Annotated in this window: 9 protein-coding genes and 1 tRNA gene; 5 read left to right on the plus strand and 5 right to left on the minus strand. The window is 33.3% G+C overall.

Annotated features, from left to right (window positions below):
- Nucleotides 1-29: 29 nt before the first annotated feature.
- Entirely contained in the window at nucleotides 30-743 is a 714-nt protein-coding gene (locus MRU_RS04210; RefSeq protein ID WP_012955636.1) for a metal-dependent hydrolase, read from the plus strand.
- Nucleotides 744-1,083: 340 nt separating this feature from the next.
- On the opposite strand, the gene MRU_RS04215 is transcribed toward MRU_RS04210, so the two are convergent.
- Together MRU_RS04215 and MRU_RS04220 are read right to left on the minus strand one after the other, a co-directional pair.
- On the minus strand, nucleotides 1,084-1,773 hold the full coding sequence (locus MRU_RS04215) for a vWA domain-containing protein (RefSeq protein WP_227717050.1): 690 nt from the start codon (nucleotides 1,771-1,773) through the stop codon (nucleotides 1,084-1,086).
- A 127-nt stretch (nucleotides 1,774-1,900) separates the two neighbouring features.
- Nucleotides 1,901-2,009: transfer RNA gene (locus MRU_RS04220), tRNA-OTHER, on the minus strand.
- 165 nt (nucleotides 2,010-2,174) lie between these two features.
- Between MRU_RS04220 and MRU_RS04225 the strand changes: the two genes are divergently transcribed.
- Entirely contained in the window at nucleotides 2,175-2,837 is a 663-nt protein-coding gene (locus MRU_RS04225; RefSeq protein ID WP_012955638.1) for a hypothetical protein, read from the plus strand.
- Between the two features lie 161 nt (nucleotides 2,838-2,998).
- On the opposite strand, the gene rqcH is transcribed toward MRU_RS04225, so the two are convergent.
- Complete coding sequence (gene rqcH / locus MRU_RS04230) at nucleotides 2,999-5,008, minus strand: ribosome rescue protein RqcH (protein ID WP_012955639.1); 2,010 nt, start codon at nucleotides 5,006-5,008, stop codon at nucleotides 2,999-3,001.
- Nucleotides 5,009-5,478: 470 nt separating this feature from the next.
- Between rqcH and MRU_RS04235 the strand changes: the two genes are divergently transcribed.
- Nucleotides 5,479-5,751 (plus strand): EMC6-like membrane protein, encoded by a 273-nt coding sequence (locus MRU_RS04235; RefSeq protein WP_012955640.1) that lies wholly within the window; start codon nucleotides 5,479-5,481, stop codon nucleotides 5,749-5,751.
- 204 nt (nucleotides 5,752-5,955) lie between these two features.
- Here the strand turns inward: MRU_RS04235 and MRU_RS04240 are convergent, their stop codons facing one another.
- Nucleotides 5,956-14,595 (minus strand): C1 family peptidase, encoded by an 8,640-nt coding sequence (locus MRU_RS04240; protein ID WP_012955641.1) that lies wholly within the window; start codon nucleotides 14,593-14,595, stop codon nucleotides 5,956-5,958.
- 463 nt (nucleotides 14,596-15,058) lie between these two features.
- A complete protein-coding gene (locus MRU_RS04245) occupies nucleotides 15,059-16,876 on the minus strand; it encodes a DUF2070 family protein (RefSeq protein ID WP_012955642.1) in 1,818 nt (605 codons plus the stop codon).
- A gap of 384 nt (nucleotides 16,877-17,260) precedes the next feature.
- On the opposite strand from MRU_RS04245, the gene MRU_RS04250 reads away from it, so the two are divergent.
- Together MRU_RS04250 and MRU_RS04255 are read left to right on the plus strand one after the other, a co-directional pair.
- Nucleotides 17,261-17,791: a FumA C-terminus/TtdB family hydratase beta subunit gene (locus MRU_RS04250; protein ID WP_012955643.1), complete on the plus strand. Its 531-nt coding sequence runs from the start codon at nucleotides 17,261-17,263 to the stop codon at nucleotides 17,789-17,791.
- A gap of 150 nt (nucleotides 17,792-17,941) precedes the next feature.
- Nucleotides 17,942-21,919 (plus strand): lectin like domain-containing protein, encoded by a 3,978-nt coding sequence (locus MRU_RS04255; RefSeq protein WP_012955644.1) that lies wholly within the window; start codon nucleotides 17,942-17,944, stop codon nucleotides 21,917-21,919.
- Nucleotides 21,920-22,113: the final 194 nt, after the last annotated feature.

Below are 22,113 nucleotides of genomic sequence, written 5' to 3' on the forward strand. Positions count from 1 at the left end.
TATTGAAAAAACTAAATTAAGGTGTAAATATGGAAATTAGATGGTTAGGTCATTCTGCATTTGAAATTATAAGTGATGAAGGAGTTAAAATATTAATAGACCCATTCATAAGCAATAATCCTACTTGCCCTATTCCTGTAGAGGATTTTGAGGCAAATATCATCTGCATAACCCATGGTCACTCTGATCATTTCGGGGACGCTATGGAAATTGCAAACAATACTAATGCAACATTGGTGGCAAATCATGAAATCTCCCTCTTTTTAGGGGAACAAGGATTTGACTGTGTTGGCATGAATACTGGAGGAACCGTTTCCATTTTAGGAATCAATATAACCATGCTTGATGCAAGGCACTCCTCTTCAATCGACTTTACAGAGGAAGTCCGTCCTGGAGGAGACCCTGGAAGCTTTTTAATAACCCTTGAGGATGGAACTAAAATCTTCCATGCAGGAGATACAGGATTATTCGGCGATTTGGAAACTGTAGTGGGAAACATATTCAAGCCAGACATTGCTATGGTTCCTATAGGGGACAGATTTACCATGAATCCATTCCAAGCAGCTTTAGCAAGCATGTGGATATCTCCTAAGGCAGTTATTCCAATGCATTACAATACTTTCCCAGCTATTGAACAGGACCCTGCAGTATTTTCTAATTTTGTATATCAGCTAAATCCTAATATAGATGTAGTGATTATGAATCCGTTAGAAACTTATGCTCCAGACTTTGATAAAGAATAATTGTTCATAAGCTTGGATTTTTCTAAAAAAAGCATTTTTATTATTTTTTTATTTTTTTCTACTTTTTATTGTTTTTTAAAAAGAGTTTATTTTATCATATTTTTTCTAATTTTAATTATTTTTGTCTTCTTTTCTTAAAAATAGTTTATTTAATATTATTTTTTTAATTTTAGTTATTTTTATCTATTTTTTTTAAAAAGAGCATATTTAATATTATTTTTTTAAAAATAGTTTATATAAAAAATTTAAAAAGATAAAAGATTTAAATAGCCCAAATTATTATTCAACAGTTCTAAATCTAATATCCTTTTAAATAAATAGTTTCATTAGTTTTAAAGGCTTAATCTAAACCTCTTTTCCAATTAACTTTATCTAAAGATTCTCCACTGGAACGTAGTCTTTTTGCATAGGAAACGCTCCTATATAAAGAACCAACTCCTCTTCTGCTTTTTTCATAATTGGCAGAACGTGTGCTAGGAATTCCAAGGCTTGCAGCTTCTTCATAAGAGTCTATGTCCGCTCCAATGAATATGAAATTCCAGTTATGGCTTCTTATAAGCTTCTTAACGTCCTCTCTACTGTATTCCTTGGAATAGTTTTCAAGTCCGTCTGTAGTGATTACAAAAAGGACCTCATCGCAGACTTCCTTCTCGATTCTATTGATGGTAGTTCCAATTGCATCCAAAAGTGCAGTGCATCCGTCTGCGTAATAGTCTTCTTCTGTAAGCTCTTCAACTTCTTCAATTGGTTTTCTAGTGTATAAGACCTTATACTTATGATCAAAAAGAACAAGAGTTACACGAGTTTTCACTTCCTTTTCCTTTTCCCTTTTAATGAAAGAGTTAAATCCTCCAAGAGTGTCATCTATGATACCAAACATTGATCCGCTTTTATCTAAAAGGAAAACTATGTCCATTTCATCAATAACTATTTCTTCTTTCTCGGTTTTATTAAGCTTTGCGCTGACTTGGTCAAAGGATTCTATCTTTTCAGCGTTTTTTATTTCATCCATATTCAATTCTCTCATCATTTTCTTTTCTCCTCGTGAGTTTTTTTATTTCAATCTTTATTTTTTTCTCTTAGTGAGTTTTTTTATTTCAATCTTTATTTTTTTCTCTTAGTGAGTTTTTTTTATTTCAATCTATTATTTGTTTAAGCGGTACGGGAAGGATTTGAACCTTCGACATAGAGTTCCCAGCTATCCACTAGGGCCCTATGCTCTCGGTAAAAGTCACCGAGTGCTATACCAGGCTAGGCTACCGTACCAATAATACATAAAAATTATAATTCTAAATCCTTGTTAAAATATAGATTTGATTTATATATAAATCGGCTAAAGAAAAAACTTTATCCCATTTATAAAAATAAATCTATAAAAAAGTATTTGAAAGAATATTGATAATATTCAATTTTAATTATTGGAGGTTTTAAATGACAACTGTAGCTGAAACAGTATATAAATGTCCACTTTGTGGATTTGCACATACAACTGACTGCATGACAAGCACAAGTGCTTTTGGAGCTCCAGATTTAGATGGAAGACCTTCCCCTATGGCAAGACTAACAATCTATCTATTCATTAAGGAATGTCCAAATTGCGGCTTTACAAGCTATGGCTTTCCAGAGCATACAAGTGTCTCTAGAGAGTTCATCCAAAGCGATAATTACCTAAACTGTGATAATATTGATTTCAAAACAGAAAGGGCTAAACTGTTTTATAGGGTCTATCTAATATCAAAAGAAGAAGGGATGATGAATAGGGCACTTACAGATCTTGTCCATTGCGCTTGGGTTTGTGATGATGACGATGATGAGGAAAATTCCATCAAGCTAAGACTTCTCATAAACGACTTATTCAATGAGCTATATGACTTTAAAAGTGATGAAGAGGACTACGCCCATTTGATTAAGCTTGATTTTATGAGAAGAGGACATCTATTCGATGAGCTTATTGAAGAAGTTCGCCATAAGACCTTTAGCAAATCCTTTTATAATAAGGTTAAGGACTTTCAAATGGAAAAGGCAAAAAACAGAGATGCCGGTAAATACACCTTTGATGATATTGAAGGCTATGAAGAGTATAAATATGGTTAATGATGGGGGAATTGAATAAAAAAACAGTTTTTAATTAAAATAAGAAAAAATAAGAAAAAAATAAGTATATTGCTTGTTTGAAATTTAAAAATTAAAAAATAGTTTTTAGGTTTTAAAAGAATATAAATGATTATATTCTTTAAAACTCTTTTTTATATTAATTAGACAAAGTCACATTTACCGCTAGGCAATACCCTAACAACATCATCCAATTCAATAATATTGTCCTCATTTATTCTAGAGAGTATCTCTTTAGCTATCTTCTCTTTTTTAGTATATCCTGGCTTTATTGTAACATACTTTTCAGTATATGCCTTAAGTGCATCAACCGGGCCTGCCATAATTCTCTTTTCACCATCATAATCAACAATTCCAATTGCTATCTCTAGCTTAGCCCCTCTGATATAGTTTCTTTTTCCTCTTATTATGAATGCACCCTTCGGCACAAACTCACCTGAAACCGGGGTTTTAGAAACTTGCTCTGGCTCCACCCAATATACGTCTTGTGTTCCGTAATTTCTTGACCAAGCACTTGAAAAGGAAGCGGCAAAGATGCCTAATTCTTTAAGCAAATTGTTATTTAATTTATCGGATGAAATTTTTGCTACCACTGAAGGAGCACCATGTATATCAGCATGCAGATAAACATCATTTTGTTCTAAATATTTCTTCACAACTGCCTCATTGCTACCTGCATCACGGCCACATACTACTAATGTTCCGTCGCTTGAGACGAACCATCTCAATTTCTCATACCACTTGAGGTTTTTCTTGACTCTCTTTTGCGGAACCATGATATTTGCCATTGCCTTTTCCTTCTTCTCTTCCATGTCCTTCAATTGGGCTTTTGTGTTTTCAATAGCTATTTTTGCCCCTTTTATTTTTCGCTTAGCCTTTTTGGCCTTTTCATAGTATACTTCAGCATTGTCCGGAATAGATTTCTTTGAATCAAGGGCTATTGAAATTCCATCTATATTTAATGTGATGTTTCCGAGGGGATCCATGGATTCGAATATCTGTGCTTCAGCCATTCCAGACTTCTTTGCATCCTTTAGGGTCTTTCCTATTTCCTTCCATCCATAGTCCTTTTCCCTTGCGTCCTTTATTACATTTAATATGTTTTCCACCTGAACATAATTTGTAAATAGGAGCTCTCCTTTCTTTTGGGAATCTTCTATTGTTTTTTCAAATCCTCTTAATGTTTCTTCCTGTTTTTCAAGCCTTTTGGAGAATTTCCCTACCTTCTTGTTCCATACGGCTTCCTGGATGTCTGTGATTTCATGCTTTACCTTTGAGGAGTAGAACTCATCGCAGGCCTCATTGAAGCTGTCAAAGGATTCCTCTTCGAAGTTTTCATACTGGTGAAGTCTTATGGCCACTACATCTTCCTTGACCTTGTATTGCTTGTCTGGGTTTTGTTTTTTAAGCTCTTCGATTTCCTTTCTGTTGTTTACAATCATTGGAGTGAATTCTTTTTTCTCAAGGCCTTCAAAGACTTTCTTCAAGGCTCCATATATCTCCAGTATGTCTTCCTTTGTAAGTTCTGAGGAAAGTGTTTTCTTGTTTATCTCACAGTTAAGCATGATCTCCTCTGCATAAAGGCTTCCAAGTCCATTTTTAGCAAGGATTCTTACAATCTCATCATCTGAAGACTTGATAATTTCCTTAAACTCATCTTCAGTGATTGTCATTGGGTTTATTCCGTGTTCGATAGGGAAGACATATTCCTTTTTGCTGCTTATGTCCCTATCGCTCCATTGCTTACGCTTAAGTGGAAGGAGGATTTCGTTTTCCTCATTAAGAAGGATTATGTTTCCCTTTGCAAAGAGCTCGACGATGAGGGTGTATGTAATGTCCTTTTTCATTTTTATTTCAACTACACGGTCAAAGTTGTGCTGTTGGATGCTCACTACATTTGCACCCTTAACCCTTTTTCTAAGAAGCATAGGAAAGCTTGGAGGACTTTGTGGGTTTGCAAGAGGATATTGGCTTATGTGGATTCTTTTACCTGCCTGTATGACAAGATCCATTCTTCCTGTTCCTGCCTTGTGGAATCTCATTACCACTGTGTCTTTTGTAGGCTGGAAGGACTTGTCCACTCTTGCTCCAGCTAATAACTCATTTAATTCCTGACATATTATGTTTATGTCTACATTGGTCATTGATTTCATCATAATCACTTAATTATCGTAATTGTTTAAAATTAATTTCTCACTAATTTTTGAGAAATTCTATGATTTAGGAGAATTTTTTTTTTTTTTTTTTTTTAAATTGCTATTGAATCAAATTTTCAATTATTTCATGTCCTCAAAAATCATAAGTTTTTTTATTTTTTCATATGATATTTGTCAAAATTTTAATTTTTATAATTTTTTCATATGATATTTGTCAAAATCAGATTTTTTCTTAAGAATTTATGCAATATTTTATATATTATATAATCTTATATAATTAATAGTTATAGTTTTTTTATGATTTTAATATTGTCATAAAATATTTTTTATAATATTTTTTAATATTTTTTAATATTTTTTAATATTTTTTATAATATTTATGAATCTATAATTATATTTAAAACTTATTTCATAAAAATTTTAAAAATTATAATTTCTTTTATTTATTTTATTTTGGAGGAAAATTAATGGATACAACTGTTAAAACTGTATCAATCCATCTTGTTGCAGCAGTAGTGGCAGCTATTATCTCTACTGCCTTTACATTAGGATGGTTTGGTTTTAAAAATAACGTATTTGCGTTTGTTATTGGTGTAGTGATTCTTTATTTCATTGGACAATATTGTAAAAAGGCATTTGGCGAAGAGATAAGTGGATTTTCTACATGGCTATGGGATGGAATCCTTCCATTCGGATTTTTCTGGTTCATATTATGGACTATATTGACTAATTATTTATAATAATTAGTTTCTCTTTTTTTTATTTTTTATATTTTAATTATTGCTCTTTTTTTATTATTTTAACTTATCTTTCTAATTTTTATCTATAGTGGACTTTTTTTTATTTATTTTTCATTCATATCTTGTTTGGATACTTCTTTTTATTTTATACTAATTTTCTAGATATTCATTTTTATTTTATACTAATTTTCTAGAGATTTCTTTTTATTTTATAACTAATTTATGAGTGACTTTAGTGCTTGCATAAGTAGAACTTGCCTCGGATTGAACTGTAAATCTATAGGTTCCTTTTTTAGAAAGACTTACTTTTACGCTAGCAATACCAATGCTGTTGATTATTGCAGTGTATTTTTTACCATTTATTGTAAATATGACCTTTTTGCCGGTGATAGCATTTCCTTGGGCTGTCTTAATGCTTGCAGTTAATGTTTTTGTCTTTGCAATTGATCTATAAGTCCTATCTGATGATTTTAGTTGAGGAATTTGTTTATTTACTTTAATATTCGCAACAACAAAGCTGCCCTTATAGTCATCGTCTCCTAAGAATGCTATTGCAAAGGTGTAGCTTCCTTCATAAGCAAGGTTTATCTGCAGTTTTGCCTGACCTGATGAATCAGTGGTTCTAATGTATTTTTTACCATTAAAACCAATATAAATGGTTTTATCGGCCATAGGCTTGTAGTCTGCATCAACTAAAGTTACAACGAAGTATTTACCTATTCTGCCATCTACTTTGCTGTCAAATGCAGTTGTAATCATGTTTTGACAGAGTATATTTGTTCCTTTTCTAACAATAACCGGGTCTGTGTTATTTGTTTGATTGTTGGTTGTATTTGTATTGTTGGTTGTATTTGTATTGTTGGTTGGGTTTGTGTTGTTTGTTTCGTTGTTTATTGGTTTTGTATTATTAGTTGGATTAGTATTATTTGTTTGATTGTTTATTGGGTTAGTATTACTACTTGAATTAGTTTCATTTGTCTTATTATCACCACTAGTATTAGCTAAAACATAAATATTATGAATCTTATTTCTGCCATTATCATAGTAGGCAATATTCAATTTATAAGTTCCAGGGCTTAAATTAATGTTCAAATATGCTTTTCCATTATTATCTGTAGTTCTTATGGTCACAATCTTATTCAAATCAAATTTTATGGTTTTATTTGCTAAAGCTTTGCCATTATTCTCTAAAACAACAGTGTATGTGCTGTTTGAATGCTCATAGCATCTAAAGTCATCTGAAATAAGAGTGATTGTCTTATCTATTTCAAACTCTTCACTTTCTAATAATAGGTATTCTGGAAGATCAACGGTTAGAATGTGCTTTCCTTCCTCTAATCCATTGACCCTTATTTGTCCGGCACCTTTCTCTAAAGATACTGGATATAAGTTTTGATCTATAAGGACATCAATTTTTTCATTAAGGTCTTTAGAGAATTTAAGGTCAATTAATGCATTATCTACTAAAGTGGAAATATTGACATTGACAGAGATTTCTTCTATAACATTTATTGTTTTTGTAATGTTTGATTTGAAGAATTCATTGTCTCCATCAAATGCAATATTGATTTCGTGCATTCCAAGACCTAAATCAAGAGGGATAATTACTTTTCCATCATTATTGCTAGTTTTTATAAAACTGTTTGCATCGATTTTAATGTTTAATGCCTTATTGGCTACATTCTTCCCTTCTTCATCAGTCAAAAGAATTGTATAATCGTCCCAGTAATGATTTTTAGTTTTTATTGAGTCTGCTATGATTATTAAGTTTCTAAGATTGATTTCTATTGTCTTTTCGCCGATATTTGAAATATAATCCCTATCATTTTCAAGATGAGCAACCGCTGTATAATTATTGTTTGCTAATCCTGTGAATTTAAGAGAAGCTTTTCCATTTTCTAATTTGACATTGGAGCTTTCTCCTGCAAATATTAAGTTAACTGTTTCGTTTAGGGGTTTGTTTAATTCAATCATCACTTCTAAATCATTCATGTTTTGATTGAATTCAATGCCGATTCTTACTTTGTCCTTGACTTTCAAGTGAGCGTTAGATTCGGAAGATAAATATAAGTCATCTTCATTGAATTGGACTTTTATTGTGTAATCTCCCCCTGGAAGATAAATTGGAATGCTTGCTTTTCCTGAATTGTCTGTAATTTGATTAAATATGATATAATTCTCATTGCTCATTAAACTGTTTGAAATATTAAATAAAATCTCCTTATTGGCTATTGCAAGGCCGTAGGAATCAACTAAGCGTATTTCATATATCGCATTACTATAATCGTCTGTAGTAAAGTTTGAAGCTATTATGTCTGTTGATTCTTGGTTTAATTCAAATAGAATAGTTTTTTCTTCAAATCTGTAAAGGTCTGTGTTGTTTAGTTTGGCTGTAATGACATATTGTATCTTTTCAAGCTCATATAAGTCAAAGCTTACGAATCCATCATTAAGGTTTAAAATTTGCTCTTTTCCATTTATATCTAGAATTAATGTTTCATTAATCTTTTTGGAGCAGTTTACATTGATTGTTAGCTTGTCTGGACTGAGAACTGTGTCCATATCCAAAGTCACATTGAATTTAGGATCTGTGCTATGGGTTATATTTGACAGTACATAAATTGTATTGGTTCTGCTTCTTTCATCATCATAGTATATGATATTCAAGTCATAGACTCCTGGACTTAGATCAATGTCGATTGAAGTTTTTCCTTCGCTGTCAGTGTTCCTTAAAATGATTTGATTATTTAAGATGAATTTTATGGTCTTATTTGCTAAGACTTTGCCATTGTTGCTTAATGATACAGTGTAAGTGCTGTTTGTGTGTTCATAACAGTTAAAGTCATCTGAAGTTAAATTTATGCTTCTATCTATTGTAAACTCTTTGTTTTCAAATAATAGGTATCTGAGAACATCTATGGTGACTATGTGGTTTCCTTCATCCAATCCGTCTACAGTCAATTGGCCGGTTCCATTTTCAAATATTACATGATATGAAGTTTGGTCTATATTTACATTAAGTGTTTCATTAATCTTCTTATCTATTATAATGTCTATTGTAGCTTCATCAACTAAAGTTGAAATGGAGATGTCTGCAAATAGCTTTTCTAAAACAGTGATTGTTTTGGTTACGTTTGCTTTAAAGAACTCATTATCTCCATTAAATAGAATATTTACTTCATATTCTCCAATTCCCAAATCAAGAGGAATGACTATTTTTCCATCATTGTCGCTAGTTTCAATATAGTTTCCTTCAGCTATTCTTATATCTAAGGTTTTACCTGCTATTCCATTGCCCTCTTCATCAGTTAAAAGAATTCTATAATTGTCATAGTAACGGTTTATAGTGTTTATTGTATCTGCTTGGATTATTAATTCTCTTATATTGATTTCTATTGTTTTTTGAGCAATGTTTGAATGATAATTGGTGTCATTTTCAATATATGCAATGACTGTGTAATTATTGTTTGCTAATCCTGTGTAATTAATGGAGAATTTGCCATTGTCTAATCTGATGATAGAGCTTTCTCCTGCAAAGCTGAAGTTAACTGTTTCGTTTAGAGTTTTGTTTAATTCAATAATGACTTCCAAGTCATTGATCATTTGTTTGAATTCAATATCAATTTTAACATTTTCTTTTACTTTTAAATCTACAGTAGATTCGGAAGCTAAATATAAGTAATCTTCTTTGAATTGGACTTTTATTGTGTAATTTCCTCTAGCCAAATTAATTGGAATGCTTGCTTTTCCTGAATTGTCTGTAGTTTGATTAAATATGATATAATTCTCATTGCTCATTAAACTGTTTGAAATGTTAAATGAAATCTCTTTATTGGATATTCCAATTCCTTCGGAGTCAACTAAGGTTATTTCATATCTTTCATTGCTGTAGTCACCTGTTGTAAAGTTTGAAGCTATTATGTCTGTTGCTTCTTGGTTTAATTCAAAATTAACTGACTTGTCTTCAAATCTGTAAAGGTCGGTGTTGTTTAGTTTGGCTGTAATCACATATTCTATCTTTTCAAGCTCATATAAGTCAAAGCTTACGAATCCATCTGTAAGGTTTATAAAGTGTTGATCTCCATTTATTTCGAGAATTAAAGTTTCATTAATCTTTTTGGAGCAGTTTACATTGATTGTTAGCTTGTCTGGACTAAGAACTGTGTCCATATCAAGTGTCACATTGAATTTAGGATCTGTGCTATTGGTTATGTTGGACAATACATAGACTGTATTAATCACGCTTCTCTCATCATCATAATAAGTAATGTTCAGCTCATAGACTCCTGGGCTTAAATCAATGTCAATGCTGGCTTTTCCTTCCATATCTGTATTTCTTATGGTTGTTGTGTCATTTAGGACGAATCTTATGGTTTTATTTGCTAAGGCTTTGCCATTGTTGGTTAAAAGCACGGTATAAGTGCTGTTTGTGTGCTCATAGCAGTTAAAGTCATCAGAGCTTAGATTTATGCTTTTATCTATTTCGAACTCTTTGCTTTCAAATAATAGGTATTTGAGAAGATCTATGGTGACTATGTGGTTTCCTTCTTCCAATCCGTCTAGGATTAACTGTCCTGTTCCATTTTCAAACAATACTGGATATTCGCTTTGGTCTATGCTGATATTAAGTGTCTCATTAATCTTCTTATCGATAATGATGTCTATTGTGGCCTCATCCACTAATGTGGAAACTGTGATATTTGCAAATAGCTTTTCTAAAACGGTGATTGTTCTAGTTGCATTTGCTTTAAAGAAATCCTTATCTCCATTGAAGCTAATAATTACTTCATATTCTCCAATTCCTAAATCAAGAGGGATGATTACTTTTCCATCATTATCGCTAGTTTTATTGAAGCTTTCTTCACCTATTTTTACATTTAATGTTTTGTTGGCTACTTCATTAACTTCCTCATCAGTTAGAAGAATTGTATAATTGCCATAGTAACGGTTTGTAGTGTTTATTGTATCTGCTTGGATTATTAAGTTTCTTATATTGATTTCTATTGTTTTTTGAGCAATGTTTGAAAGATAATCAATGTCGTTTTCCAAATAAGCGATTGCTGTATAATTATTGTTGCTTAATCCTGTGAAATTAACTGAAGCTCTTCCGTTTTCTAATCTGATGATTGAGCTTTCTCCTGCAAAGCTGAAGTTAACTGTTTCGTTTAATGATCTGTTTAATTCAATAATCACTTCCAAATCATTGAAGTTCAAATTGAGATCAATGTCTAGTCTTACTTTATCCTTGACTTTTAGCTTAAGGGCAACTTCAGCTGATGAATATAGATAATTCCCTTTGGATTGGACATTTATTGTGAAATTTCCTCCTGGAAGGTTGATTGGAATCCTTGCTTTTCCATCATTGTCTGTAGTTAAATTAAATATTATATTGTTAAAATTGTTATTATTGTTGTTATTATTAGTTAAATTGCCAGATATATTAAATAAAATTTCCTTATTGGCTATTCCAATACCTTGTGAATCAACTAAACTTATCTCATAGATGGCATTGCTATAATCATCTGTTGTAAAATTTGAAGCAATTATCTCTGTAATTTCTGTATTTAATCTAAATATTGTGCTTTTCTCTTCGCAGTTATAGAACCCAGTGTCATTCAGATAGGCTCTAATTAAGTAGTCTATATCTTCAATATCGTATAAGTCGTATACAACATGGCCTTCTGAAAGGTTAAATGGGTGCTTTTCTCCATTTATCTCTAGTATTAAAGTTTCATTAATCTTTCTTGAGCTGTCTACAGTGATTGTGAGCTTGTCTTCACTTAAAAGAGTATTCAAATCAAGTGTGACATACTTTTCGGAAAGTGTTGCTGTCTCATTAGCGGAGCTTGAGAGGTATCCTGTTTTCTCAAATAATGCATAAACCTCATTTTCAATATCTGTAAAGTTCCAGCTTATGTTTGCATATCCATTGATTAAGTCTGCTATTGTTTCTGTACCGTTAATGATGAATTTTACCTGTCCGTTGTCTAGATTGAAACCGTATTCGTTAATGACGTGAGCGATTATATTCACTGGACTTATTCTATCTCCTTCATTATCTAGGCTATAATTGAATTCCAAGGTCAGGTTTGTTCCGATTTCATTTATGAAGCTGAATGACTTTAGGCAGAGTGCTGCAGATACATAATAGTGTGATCCGTAAACATCGGAGTTATATGTCCAATAAATATCATAAATGTCCAGCCAGTTAATGCCGTCATAGCTTACGAATGACTGGTTCCGATCATATAAGACCTTGTTGAAGGCAGAGCCTTCAGATACTGGAATTCCAGTTTCTCCACTTACATTTATCTTAAATATTGTCTCAAAGACATCTCCTGCTTTTAGTGGAATGAAATCATTTAGATAAATTGTACGATAGCCATATTCGCTGTTTCCGCTTTGATTATATAGCTCTTCTCCATTCACTTTTATGAAAATTGTATAGTCAGTTGTTGTCAGGAAGTATGTGGACACGGCAGCTAAGTATTCATCCTCATCTGCAGTATGCTTGGTCTTATACCATGCTGTAGAGGATGCATTATAGAAATAGTCTGTGAGTCCTGAAATGTCGTATTGGTAGTTCTTGTCAAGCTTGATTGTATCGTTTAAGACATATGCATGTCCCCAGTCCATAGACCCTAAAGGAAAGATCAAAATGTCATAATATGAAACATAGAAGTATCCATTGTCTCCCCAATTAGTATCCCAGCTGTTTTTCACTATCCATGCCCCATCTCCTTGTGGGGTGGTTTTGAAGTTGCTTTTGGAATAGCTGTCATTCCATCCGACTATTGCAACTGCATGGTTGCTGCTAGTGGCTGAAGGACAATAATATGCGGAAGTTCTATAATTGTAATAGCTGTTATCCATATAATAGCTTGTTGCAACTGCTCCGTATTTCATTATCGCTTCCTTGATTCGGTCATTGTCTGTATAGTTGTTTCTGCCTAGATACTGGATGTTTTGCACATGTATTCTGCTGTTTAGGACTGGAGAGAGGTATGATCTGTCATCTCCTGGATTGTCATCTTCAAAGACAGGCCCTAGCCATGAGGTCAAATAAGCGTTGGCGAAGTCCCCATTTCCTCCGTTATTGGTTAGCCATGGGTATCCATAATCTGAAAAGAGGACTATCAGGTTTTTCATGCTTTCCTCTGAAAGGTCAAGTGCCTCGCCTCCTGCCTTTATGATTGCTGATTCAAGGGCTGCAATTGAGGCGTATGCCCAGCAGTTTCCACCGCTTTGCTGATTCTTTATGGAAGTGACCTGATTTAAATCTATAAGACTGTAATAGCTTGGAATCTCATCGATTTCAGTTTCGTTACGATGGTATAGGGTGACATTGCCGCTTCCAATTCTCATATTGACATCCTTGCCTTCATAAAAATTAGAATAATTCTTGGCATTGTTGTTGCTGAAGCTATTGTTGAAGCGGGTGTTGGATATGGAGTTTCCTTCTGCTAAGGTATTCCATAATGAATAGATTGCTCCTCCCTTCTCTGTTGCATTGTTCTGTGTGAAATTGGACTTTGTGACCTTTAGGGAGTTTGAATTGTCGACATATAATCCTCCACCATTGTTTGCAGAGTTATTTGCAAATAGGGAGTTTTCAATGAGCAATGAGCAGTAGAATTGATAGATTGCTCCTCCATCGTATCTTGCCTTATTGTCTTTTCCTATGAATCTATTTAGGGAAACGTTGGAGTAAAGTGCGGTAATTCCACCTCCAAAGTCTGCGCTGCAATTGTAAAAGTGCAAGTCAGTGCCGTTTAATTGGGTGAATGATATGAATAGTCCTCCCCCTGCATCGTTTAGTGAAACGTCATGGATGAATTCGACATTTCTTATATTGTTTGTTAAGGTATTTTCAGAGGCAATGGCTCCTCCAAACCTTTCGGCAGTGTTGTTTATGAAGCTGGAGTTTTCTACAGTCACGTTTCCGCCGCATGCATAGATTGCTCCTCCATAATCTGCTGTATTGTTTATGAAGCTGCAGTTAATGATTATTGTAGTGTAATTTTCGTTTTGGGGTGTATATATTGCCCCTCCGAAAATATTGTTGTAAGATCTATCCCAATATCCTTTTCCACCTATGAAAATGGTGTTTCTAGCAGTTAGGTTTCCTCTATTTTGAATGTTTAATCCTTTCAATGTGATGTTTTCAAAGTTTAGGATATTGTTTGTGATAAATGCAGTTGAAGCGTAGCTTATTATTGTTCTTGAAGAGTCTGCACCAATAAAGCTTATATTATTTTTATTTATTGTAGCATCTAGGTTGTATACTCCGTTTGCAAGATAATTTATGGAGTTTTCTACAATTCTATTATTTTTAAGGGTTTTATAAGGCCTTTCTAAGCTGCCGTTACCTGTATCGTCACTAGCACTAGCATCAAAGTAGTATATGTTTACGTTACCGTCACCTACCTTGTTGGAGCCATATGTGTTTTTATCACTAGATGGGGATATATATTTATTATTTGAATTGTCTGAGAGTGAATTGCTTGAATATTCTAGGCTTGGATTGTTTGATCCGTTTTCAAATTCCCCTCTTGTCAAACCTAGTGTTTCCAAATCACTGGCATTTGAATTCATTGCTAATCTTGCCTTATTTGAATTCATATCCAAATTAGTATTATTTGAATTCATTTCTAAATTGCCAGTATTTAAATTACTCTCTAAGTTTGTATCCTTTGAATTTGCATTAATTTCAAAATTTACTGTATTTGAATCATCTAAATTATTGTGGCTATTTGATTCAATATCTGCTGCAAATCCTGCTGGAATGGCAAGCAATAGCAGTGTAAATAATGAAATTAATATGATTTTGCTATTTCGATTCAATTTATTCCCCTCATTATGAATAAAACTTTTAAAATGACTTTATAATTATAAATTTATTATTTTTTAATAATTCTTATTATTTTTTGTAATTTTTATTCAATTATTTATAATACTCTCGAATTAATACTATATTAATTATGATAATAAATTTTTATTTAATCGCTTATAAACCTTTATAATTGATTTTAATTGTTTAAACTTAATTTAGTTGAATATTTATCTAAATTTTAAAGAGGGATTTTATTAAATAAATTTAATTAATCAAAAGAATAGTTTATTTAAAATAGGGATATCAAAAAAAATAGTTCATTTAAAGCAGGGAATTAAAAGAATTTTTATTTAAAGTAGGGATATCAAAAAAAAATAATTAAAAAAAAGAGAAATTAAAAAGGGCTAATTCAAATATCAGAATAAAAAAATAGCTTGATTTAAAATTAGGATTATAAAAATCCCTTTAAATCAATTAAAATAAGTAGATCCAAATGAATACAAAGATAATTGCCATAATAAATATTAAAGGAGCAGCTATCTTACTTACAGATACGATTGAGCTGATTGTAGAGATAAGCTCTGTTGAGTTGTTAGGGCCGAATGTCTTAAGGTTTTCTATTCTTTCTGTCCTTGTTCCGGCTTCAACTGTCTCCAAGTCGTCAATCGCCTCAATGATTGATTCTCTCACATATTCAATGATCTTTTCCTTTTCTACAGTTCCCACTGGGTTGTATCCTGCTGATAAGGTGTTTACTGAATGTGTGTCTGTGGTCATGACCTCTATCTCATCAATCTCAAGATCTTCAACTGCATTGAATATGGTCTCCCTATAGCCAAGTTCCATGTTATTGGAGTCGAAAAGCACATAAGCAGTTCTTTGGCCGTCTACCTCAATGACCATTGTCTTAAGTCCGCTGTCACCGATTCCTTCATGCTTGCCAAAGCCTCCAAGGTCTGTGGAATAGCATCCTACCTTTATCTCATGCTCCAAGTCTTTTTTTTCAATCAATTTGATTGTATCCAATAGCTGGAAGAGCTCTGGGTTTCCTGGAAGCACTCCTCCCTTCTCTGCATTGAATGAGTTATGACAGTCAACAAGAATCGGATTGTCGATTTCCAACTCCTTCTGACTTTCAATCATTGTTGCAAGACCAACTGCAAACTCGATGTCATCGCTTCCGGAAGGTGCGAATGTTGATAGCATGACGCATCCATTATTGAAGAATTGGGTGCCTATGTTTGCTTTCTTATGGGAGTATCTGACGAATCTGCTTGCCTTTGATGAGTATTCCATATTTTCCAATGCGGTTCTCACTGATGACTCGATTTTAACGATCTCATCGCTTGATACAGGATTGAAGTCGTGGGTGGATGGTCCATGTGCAACCATTGCAAATGAATCAAATCTGTTTGCAAGGATTGTAGGCATATTTGAACCTCCAATGTCTCCAAGAGGTCCTGGGTGAACGCAAGGGCTAATGAACAATGCCTTAATATCTCCGTCTGGCTTTCTGAAGCTGCAGACCCCAACAAGTGTGTCAATTGCTTCTCCAGCATTGTCGAAAAGCTCTTCAATTGACTTGGAACCTTCGTTCATATGTGAAATGAAGAAACTGAGGATTTCCAAAGCTCCGAATCCTAAGTTCTTTTTCATTGGGGATTCTACAATTGAAATGAATGAATAGATTGCAAGCAAGAAGACTGCACTTGCTATTATTACCTTGAAGAAGGTTGTAAATATTCCAAGCTCAAAGACGCTTTCTAGGTTGTTTAAAAAGCTTGTGATAATCAATACTCCAATCATGAGCAATGGCTGAATGATTGCAACAAGAACGGATTTGATGAGCCTAATCCGTGTAACGCTCCATATTACAAGGATATTGAATGCAAATGCAATTACTATTCCAAAAAGAATTGAGTTTATAAACAGGTCGAAGTGGAGGATATTTCCTATGATTGTTCCTATGATGCTTATTACCCCTGCCATGGTCATTGATACAAGGGCAAGGAACATGGAATGCTTCATCTTTAGGTTTATCCCCTTTAGGGTGCTAACCCATTTCTGATCGGTTGCACCAGTGATAATAGCAGGAAGCCCATAAACTACAAATCCGAATGCACCACCGTAGAAGAAATTCTCCAAACCGCTTCCAAGGCTCATAGGCTTTACTAAAAAGAGAACTGCGCCTATGATAAAGCTCAATACGATTATCATTAGAAAAGTGCTTTTGGCTTTAGGCAATGTTCTAATGTATTTGGATAATCCTGCAACACTGCTCATACTGGACATTAATAATCATACCTTTTGTTTTTTAGTTAAATTAGTATTTAATCTTTATTTAATATTTCTTTAGTCCTTTTTGGCCATTCTTTAAATTTTATATAGTATTTGCTTAAGTTTTTCATGTGCTTACTTTACCTCTAAAAGATTAAACTTTTATATAATTTAATAAATTATTATATATTATGATTGATAAAAATAGTACTACAATTTAGCACAAAAAGACTAATTAGTTAATAAATATATTATTTTATTTACTATTCCTTTAAATCGGAAATAGTGTTTAATATTATTGATTTTACATTATTAATTATATAAAGTTTTATATATAAAAGTAACTTAATTCATTTATTATTAATTCAATTAAAATTTCAATTAAGATTAGGTGTTTCCATGATAGAATTAAAAACTCCAATTACAGATGATGACATTGATAAGCTGAAGGCTGGAGATGTTATTACAATCTCTGGACAGATTTTAACCGCTCGTGACCAGGCTCATAAAAGAATTCTAGAGCAAGGAGCTCCTTTAGATATAAAAGGTGCTGTACTCTTCCACGCAGGCCCTATTATTAAGGAAGAATCAGATGACGCCCAGACTAAATATGAGATGGTTGCTGTAGGTCCTACCACTTCAATGAGGATGAATCCATATGAGGCAGATGTCTTGGATATGGGTGCAAAAATTATTATAGGAAAGGGAGGCATGGATGATACAGTTAGAGAAGCCCTTAAAAGAAACAATGCAGTCTATGTGGTTGCAACTGGAGGCTGTGCCGCATTGTATGTGGATAAGGTAAAAGAGATTAAAGGAGTGGACTGGTTAGATCTGGGCATGCCTGAGGCCATCTGGGATTTGGATGTTGAATCATTCGGTCCTTTGATTGTAGCAATGGACAGTGATGGAAACAGTCTTTATGACTAAATAAAAACTAATTAATTGATAATTAATTAATTTATGTTTTTATGATTATTTATTTTATTAATCTAAATTGTTTCTAGAAGATCTTTCTTCTTTATAATTATTATTTAATTATGGTATTTTTTATAAAAAAGAATTTAAAGAGTTTTTAAAATGAGATTAAGATATTTTGCAATAATTAGTTTAATTCTTTTAATATTTTTAGTTCCAGTTAGTTTTGCAAGTGAAACTAATCTGGATTCAATAGAATTAAATGATTTAGCTGATTCTTCTACTGAAATAGATGATTCTACTGATTTAAATCAGGATTATAGTTCTAATCAAGATTTAAGTCTTAATCAGAATTCTGATTCTAATTTAAGCAATGAACAAGAATTATATTCTAATAAACTTAGTGAAAACTCTCTAGATTCAAATTCACAAAGTTCAAATGATTTATCAAACTCCTTATATTTGTCTTCAAATGGAGTAAGGCTAGCTGATTTGAATTCAAGCTTTGCCCAGTTCAATACAAGCCTTAACGATTCAAATACGATCTATGTAAACTCATCCTATATTGGTTCTGATGAGTTTGGAACTCAATCTAATCCATATAAGACAGTATTGGCTGGAATAAATGCTGCAACTACTGATTTAAATAATGTCTATATTGCAAATGGGGTTTATAATATAAATACAACAATAACTGTTTTAAAATCCATAAATATAATAGGAGAAAGTCTTAATGTTATATTAAATGCTTCCAACGAAAACAATATCTTATCAGTTAAAGGAAGCTCTGTAGAGGTCTCAATATTCAACCTTACATTCAGGAATGGCTATGCAAATAAGGGAGGGGCAATATATGTGGATAAATCTTCCCTAAACATTATTGGAAGCCTTTTTGATTCAAACATTGCATATGTCACAAGCGATAACGGATATGGTGGGGCTATCTACAATAATGCAGGCTTTTTAAAGCTCTATAACACCACATTCAAAAACAATAAGGTGGTAGCAGCATACAACATAGTCTCTGAAGGTTTTGGAGGTGCAATCTATAATGAGCTTGGTGAAATGACTGTTCTTAATTCTAAGTTCTATAATAACTCAATAGACATAAGAAACATATCAAAATCATCATATGGTGCTGGAGGAGCAATATTCAACCGTGCAGGATTTGTCACAATATTCAACTCAAGCATCAGCAATAATTCAATCTATACAAACTACTCACTTGGAGGGGCTATCTCCATCTGGGCAAGCCGCAATGTCTATATAATCAATTCCACAATAAACGACAACATAATTAGCGGAAGTTACGGCTTCGCTTCAGTGATTTCAAATAAGGGAACCCTCCTTCAGATAGAAAACTCCACAATCTCAAACAACAATATAAATGCAAGCTCTGTGGAGAATTCAACAATCTACAATATAAACGGCAATTTCAATCTGATAAACTCTAAGATGGAAAACAATAAGATAAAGACAATTAAGACCAATCTCCTTATGTGTCTTGAGGATCAGCTTATTGTAAACAGCAGCTTCAATCTGGCAAACGAGTTAAAAGGCCTTAATATGACTTCCTTACCTTCCCATTACGACTTAAGGGAGGAAGGATTGGTTACTGCAGTAAAGAATCAGGGAAGCTCTGGAGCTTGCTGGGCATTTGCATTCTACTCTGCAATGGAATCATATCTTTTGAAGGTGGAAAACATAAGCTATGACTTCTCTGAAAACAATATGAAAAACTGTATGGGAGACGGCAGCGAAAACAGTACCGACTGGGATGACGGCGGAGCATATGTGGTTGCACTTGCTTATCTTCTCCGTTGGAGCGGAGCGATAAACGAAACAGACGATCCATTCAATGCCCGCTCTAAAGTTTCCCCTACCAATCTAACTAGGGTCAAATACCTCACTGATGCATTATACATACCATTGCGTCTTGGAGCATTGGACAATGACCAAATCAAGACTGCTATCCTAAAGTATGGTGCTATATTTGTGCCAGTATATTCAAATATCATTAAAGCAAATTCCAAATCAGGATATTCCGATATCCAATATATCTGCAATCATGCAGTGGCAATTGTAGGTTGGGATGACAACTATTCAGCAAGCAACTTTAAGGACACTCCACCTGGAGACGGCGCTTTCATCATAAAAAACAGCTGGGGAACAAGCGGGGGAGAACAGGGATACTATTACATTTCCTATTATGACGCTTCATTTGCAGCTTCAATAGAGACATCTGCTGCAGTTGCTGTGACAAATGTTGTAAATACAACAGGTGAATACAGAAACAACTATTACTATGACACATTCGGCAATACATTTGAAACCATAGGATACAATTCAGATACAATATGGTTTGCAAATCAGTTTACTGCCATAAGTGACAATCCTTTAAATGCCTTTGGCCTTTATACCTATGGAGATTCCACATATACAGTAAACATCACTGTAAACAACAAGTCAGTTTACACATCTAGCGGAAAGATAGTGGGAGCAGGCTTCCATACAATAAAGCTAAGCAGATATGTTCCATTAACAAAGGGAGACACATTCAGAATCATAGTAAAGCTTACAACCCCTTCCACTTTATTCCCACTTGCCGTTGAGACAAACTACAGCGGATTTACCCCAAGGGCAAAGTCCGACTACAACCAGTCATTCATAAGCCCAGACGGTAAGACATGGTATGACCTTAGAAATAGCTCTAACAACAGGGCTGTAAAGTTCTATGAGGATATGTATTTCTATACATTAAAGAATGCAAGCGTTTGCCTTAAGGCATATACTGCATTTGCCGATGAATTGGAATTGAACTTATCATCAAACAGTCCTATTTACTACACGGGAGATACAATTAAACTTAATCTCACTGTCACTAACCGTGGGGATTTGGCAAGCAATTCATCTATAGCGGTTCCTTTAGACAAGTCTTATAGCATCGTGTCCTATAAGATATCTGAAAACAATGGGAATAAGTCATATGATATTCATTACAATGGTTCAAGCTTTAATATGGCTAGTGGAATTTGGTCCATTCCTTATTTGGAAAATGAGGAGTCTGTAAGCTTAATCTTAAGTCTTAAGATGAATTCAAATAATGATGTTAACATTAAAGTATCAGCAAACAGCTCTTCATGCAGCGTAAAGGACAATGTATATGCAAATATTTCTCTAAAATATAAGATTCCAAGCAAGTTTGCAAATATTCCATCCATAAATACAACTGCAAGGTCTTATGGGCTCTTAAACTTTACATTGTTGGATATAAACAATAAGCCCCTAGCAAATAAGAATGTGAATCTTTTGCTCTTAAAGTTAGATGATGAGGAAGATGAAGACTTAAGCTTAAATGATACTAATTTATATTATTCAGATTCAAGCATTTCTAATGCTTCGGTAATATCCAATCTGACCTTAAAAACCAACGGCAATGGAATTGTACAGTACAAATTGAATCTTACATTGGGAGAATACCTATTCAAGCTTGCATTTGATGAGGACAAGAATTATCAAGCTTCAGACTACAATTATTCCTTAAACATAACAAAGAGAAAGTCAACTAAGATCCTTTGTAAGGACATGGTAACCTATTCAGTCGTTGCAGAGGTGGATGGAAGAAGCGGAGAATACTTCAATGTCACATTGACAGACTGTGACGGATACGCTATGGCAGATAAGTTTATCCAAATTGGATTCAATGGAAGGATATATAACAGAACCACTGATTCCGAGGGCAAGGCAAGGCTCCAGATAAACCTTAAGAATCCAAATGCTTACACATTTGCAATCTGTTTCCTAAGCGATGATGACTATTATGCCTCATTTGAAGTGGCTAAGATAACTGTAAATAAGAAGAAAATGTCCTTGAATGTTCCGAATAAGGCTTATAAGGCCTCTGAAAAGTCAAAGATTCTAACAGCCACACTGATAGAAAACAATAAGAAGACAGTTGCAAACAAGTTATTGACTTTTACAGTCGATGGAAAGACCTATTCAGCTAAGACTAATTCAGCAGGAGTCGCTTCAGTCAAGGTAAGCTTGTCTAGCAAGAAGATTTATTCATTCACAGTCAAATTCGCTGGAGATGATTGTTATGGTTCTGCTACCAAGTCTGCGAAGGTTATTATAAAATAGGTGGATTATAGGCTTTTAAATCTTTTACACCTTTTTCTTTTTATTTTTATATTATTTTAATTTTTATTCTTTTTTTAACACCTTTTTCTTTTTATTTAAATCATTTAAATTTTTATATTTTGTAATTTTCTTCTTTTTTAGCTTTTTAACCTTTTTTAGCAATTTTTTCTTCTTTTCACCTTTTTAAGCATTTT

Origin of the sequence: Methanobrevibacter ruminantium M1, from assembly GCF_000024185.1 — an archaeon.
Lineage (GTDB): Archaea > Methanobacteriota > Methanobacteria > Methanobacteriales > Methanobacteriaceae > Methanobrevibacter > Methanobrevibacter ruminantium.

Bases quoted from the DNA above. Each gene is read 5' to 3' on its own strand.
- MRU_RS04210 (WP_012955636.1), top strand. From the start codon at position 30: ATGGAAATTAGATGGTTAGGTCATTCTGCATTTGAAATTATAAGTGAT.
- MRU_RS04215 (WP_227717050.1), bottom strand. From the start codon at position 1,773: ATGATGAGAGAATTGAATATGGATGAAATAAAAAACGCTGAAAAGATA.
- MRU_RS04225 (WP_012955638.1), top strand. From the start codon at position 2,175: ATGACAACTGTAGCTGAAACAGTATATAAATGTCCACTTTGTGGATTT.
- rqcH (WP_012955639.1), bottom strand. From the start codon at position 5,008: ATGAAATCAATGACCAATGTAGACATAAACATAATATGTCAGGAATTA.
- MRU_RS04235 (WP_012955640.1), top strand. From the start codon at position 5,479: ATGGATACAACTGTTAAAACTGTATCAATCCATCTTGTTGCAGCAGTA.
- MRU_RS04245 (WP_012955642.1), bottom strand. From the start codon at position 16,876: ATGTCCAGTATGAGCAGTGTTGCAGGATTATCCAAATACATTAGAACA.
- MRU_RS04250 (WP_012955643.1), top strand. From the start codon at position 17,261: ATGATAGAATTAAAAACTCCAATTACAGATGATGACATTGATAAGCTG.
- MRU_RS04255 (WP_012955644.1), top strand. From the start codon at position 17,942: ATGAGATTAAGATATTTTGCAATAATTAGTTTAATTCTTTTAATATTT.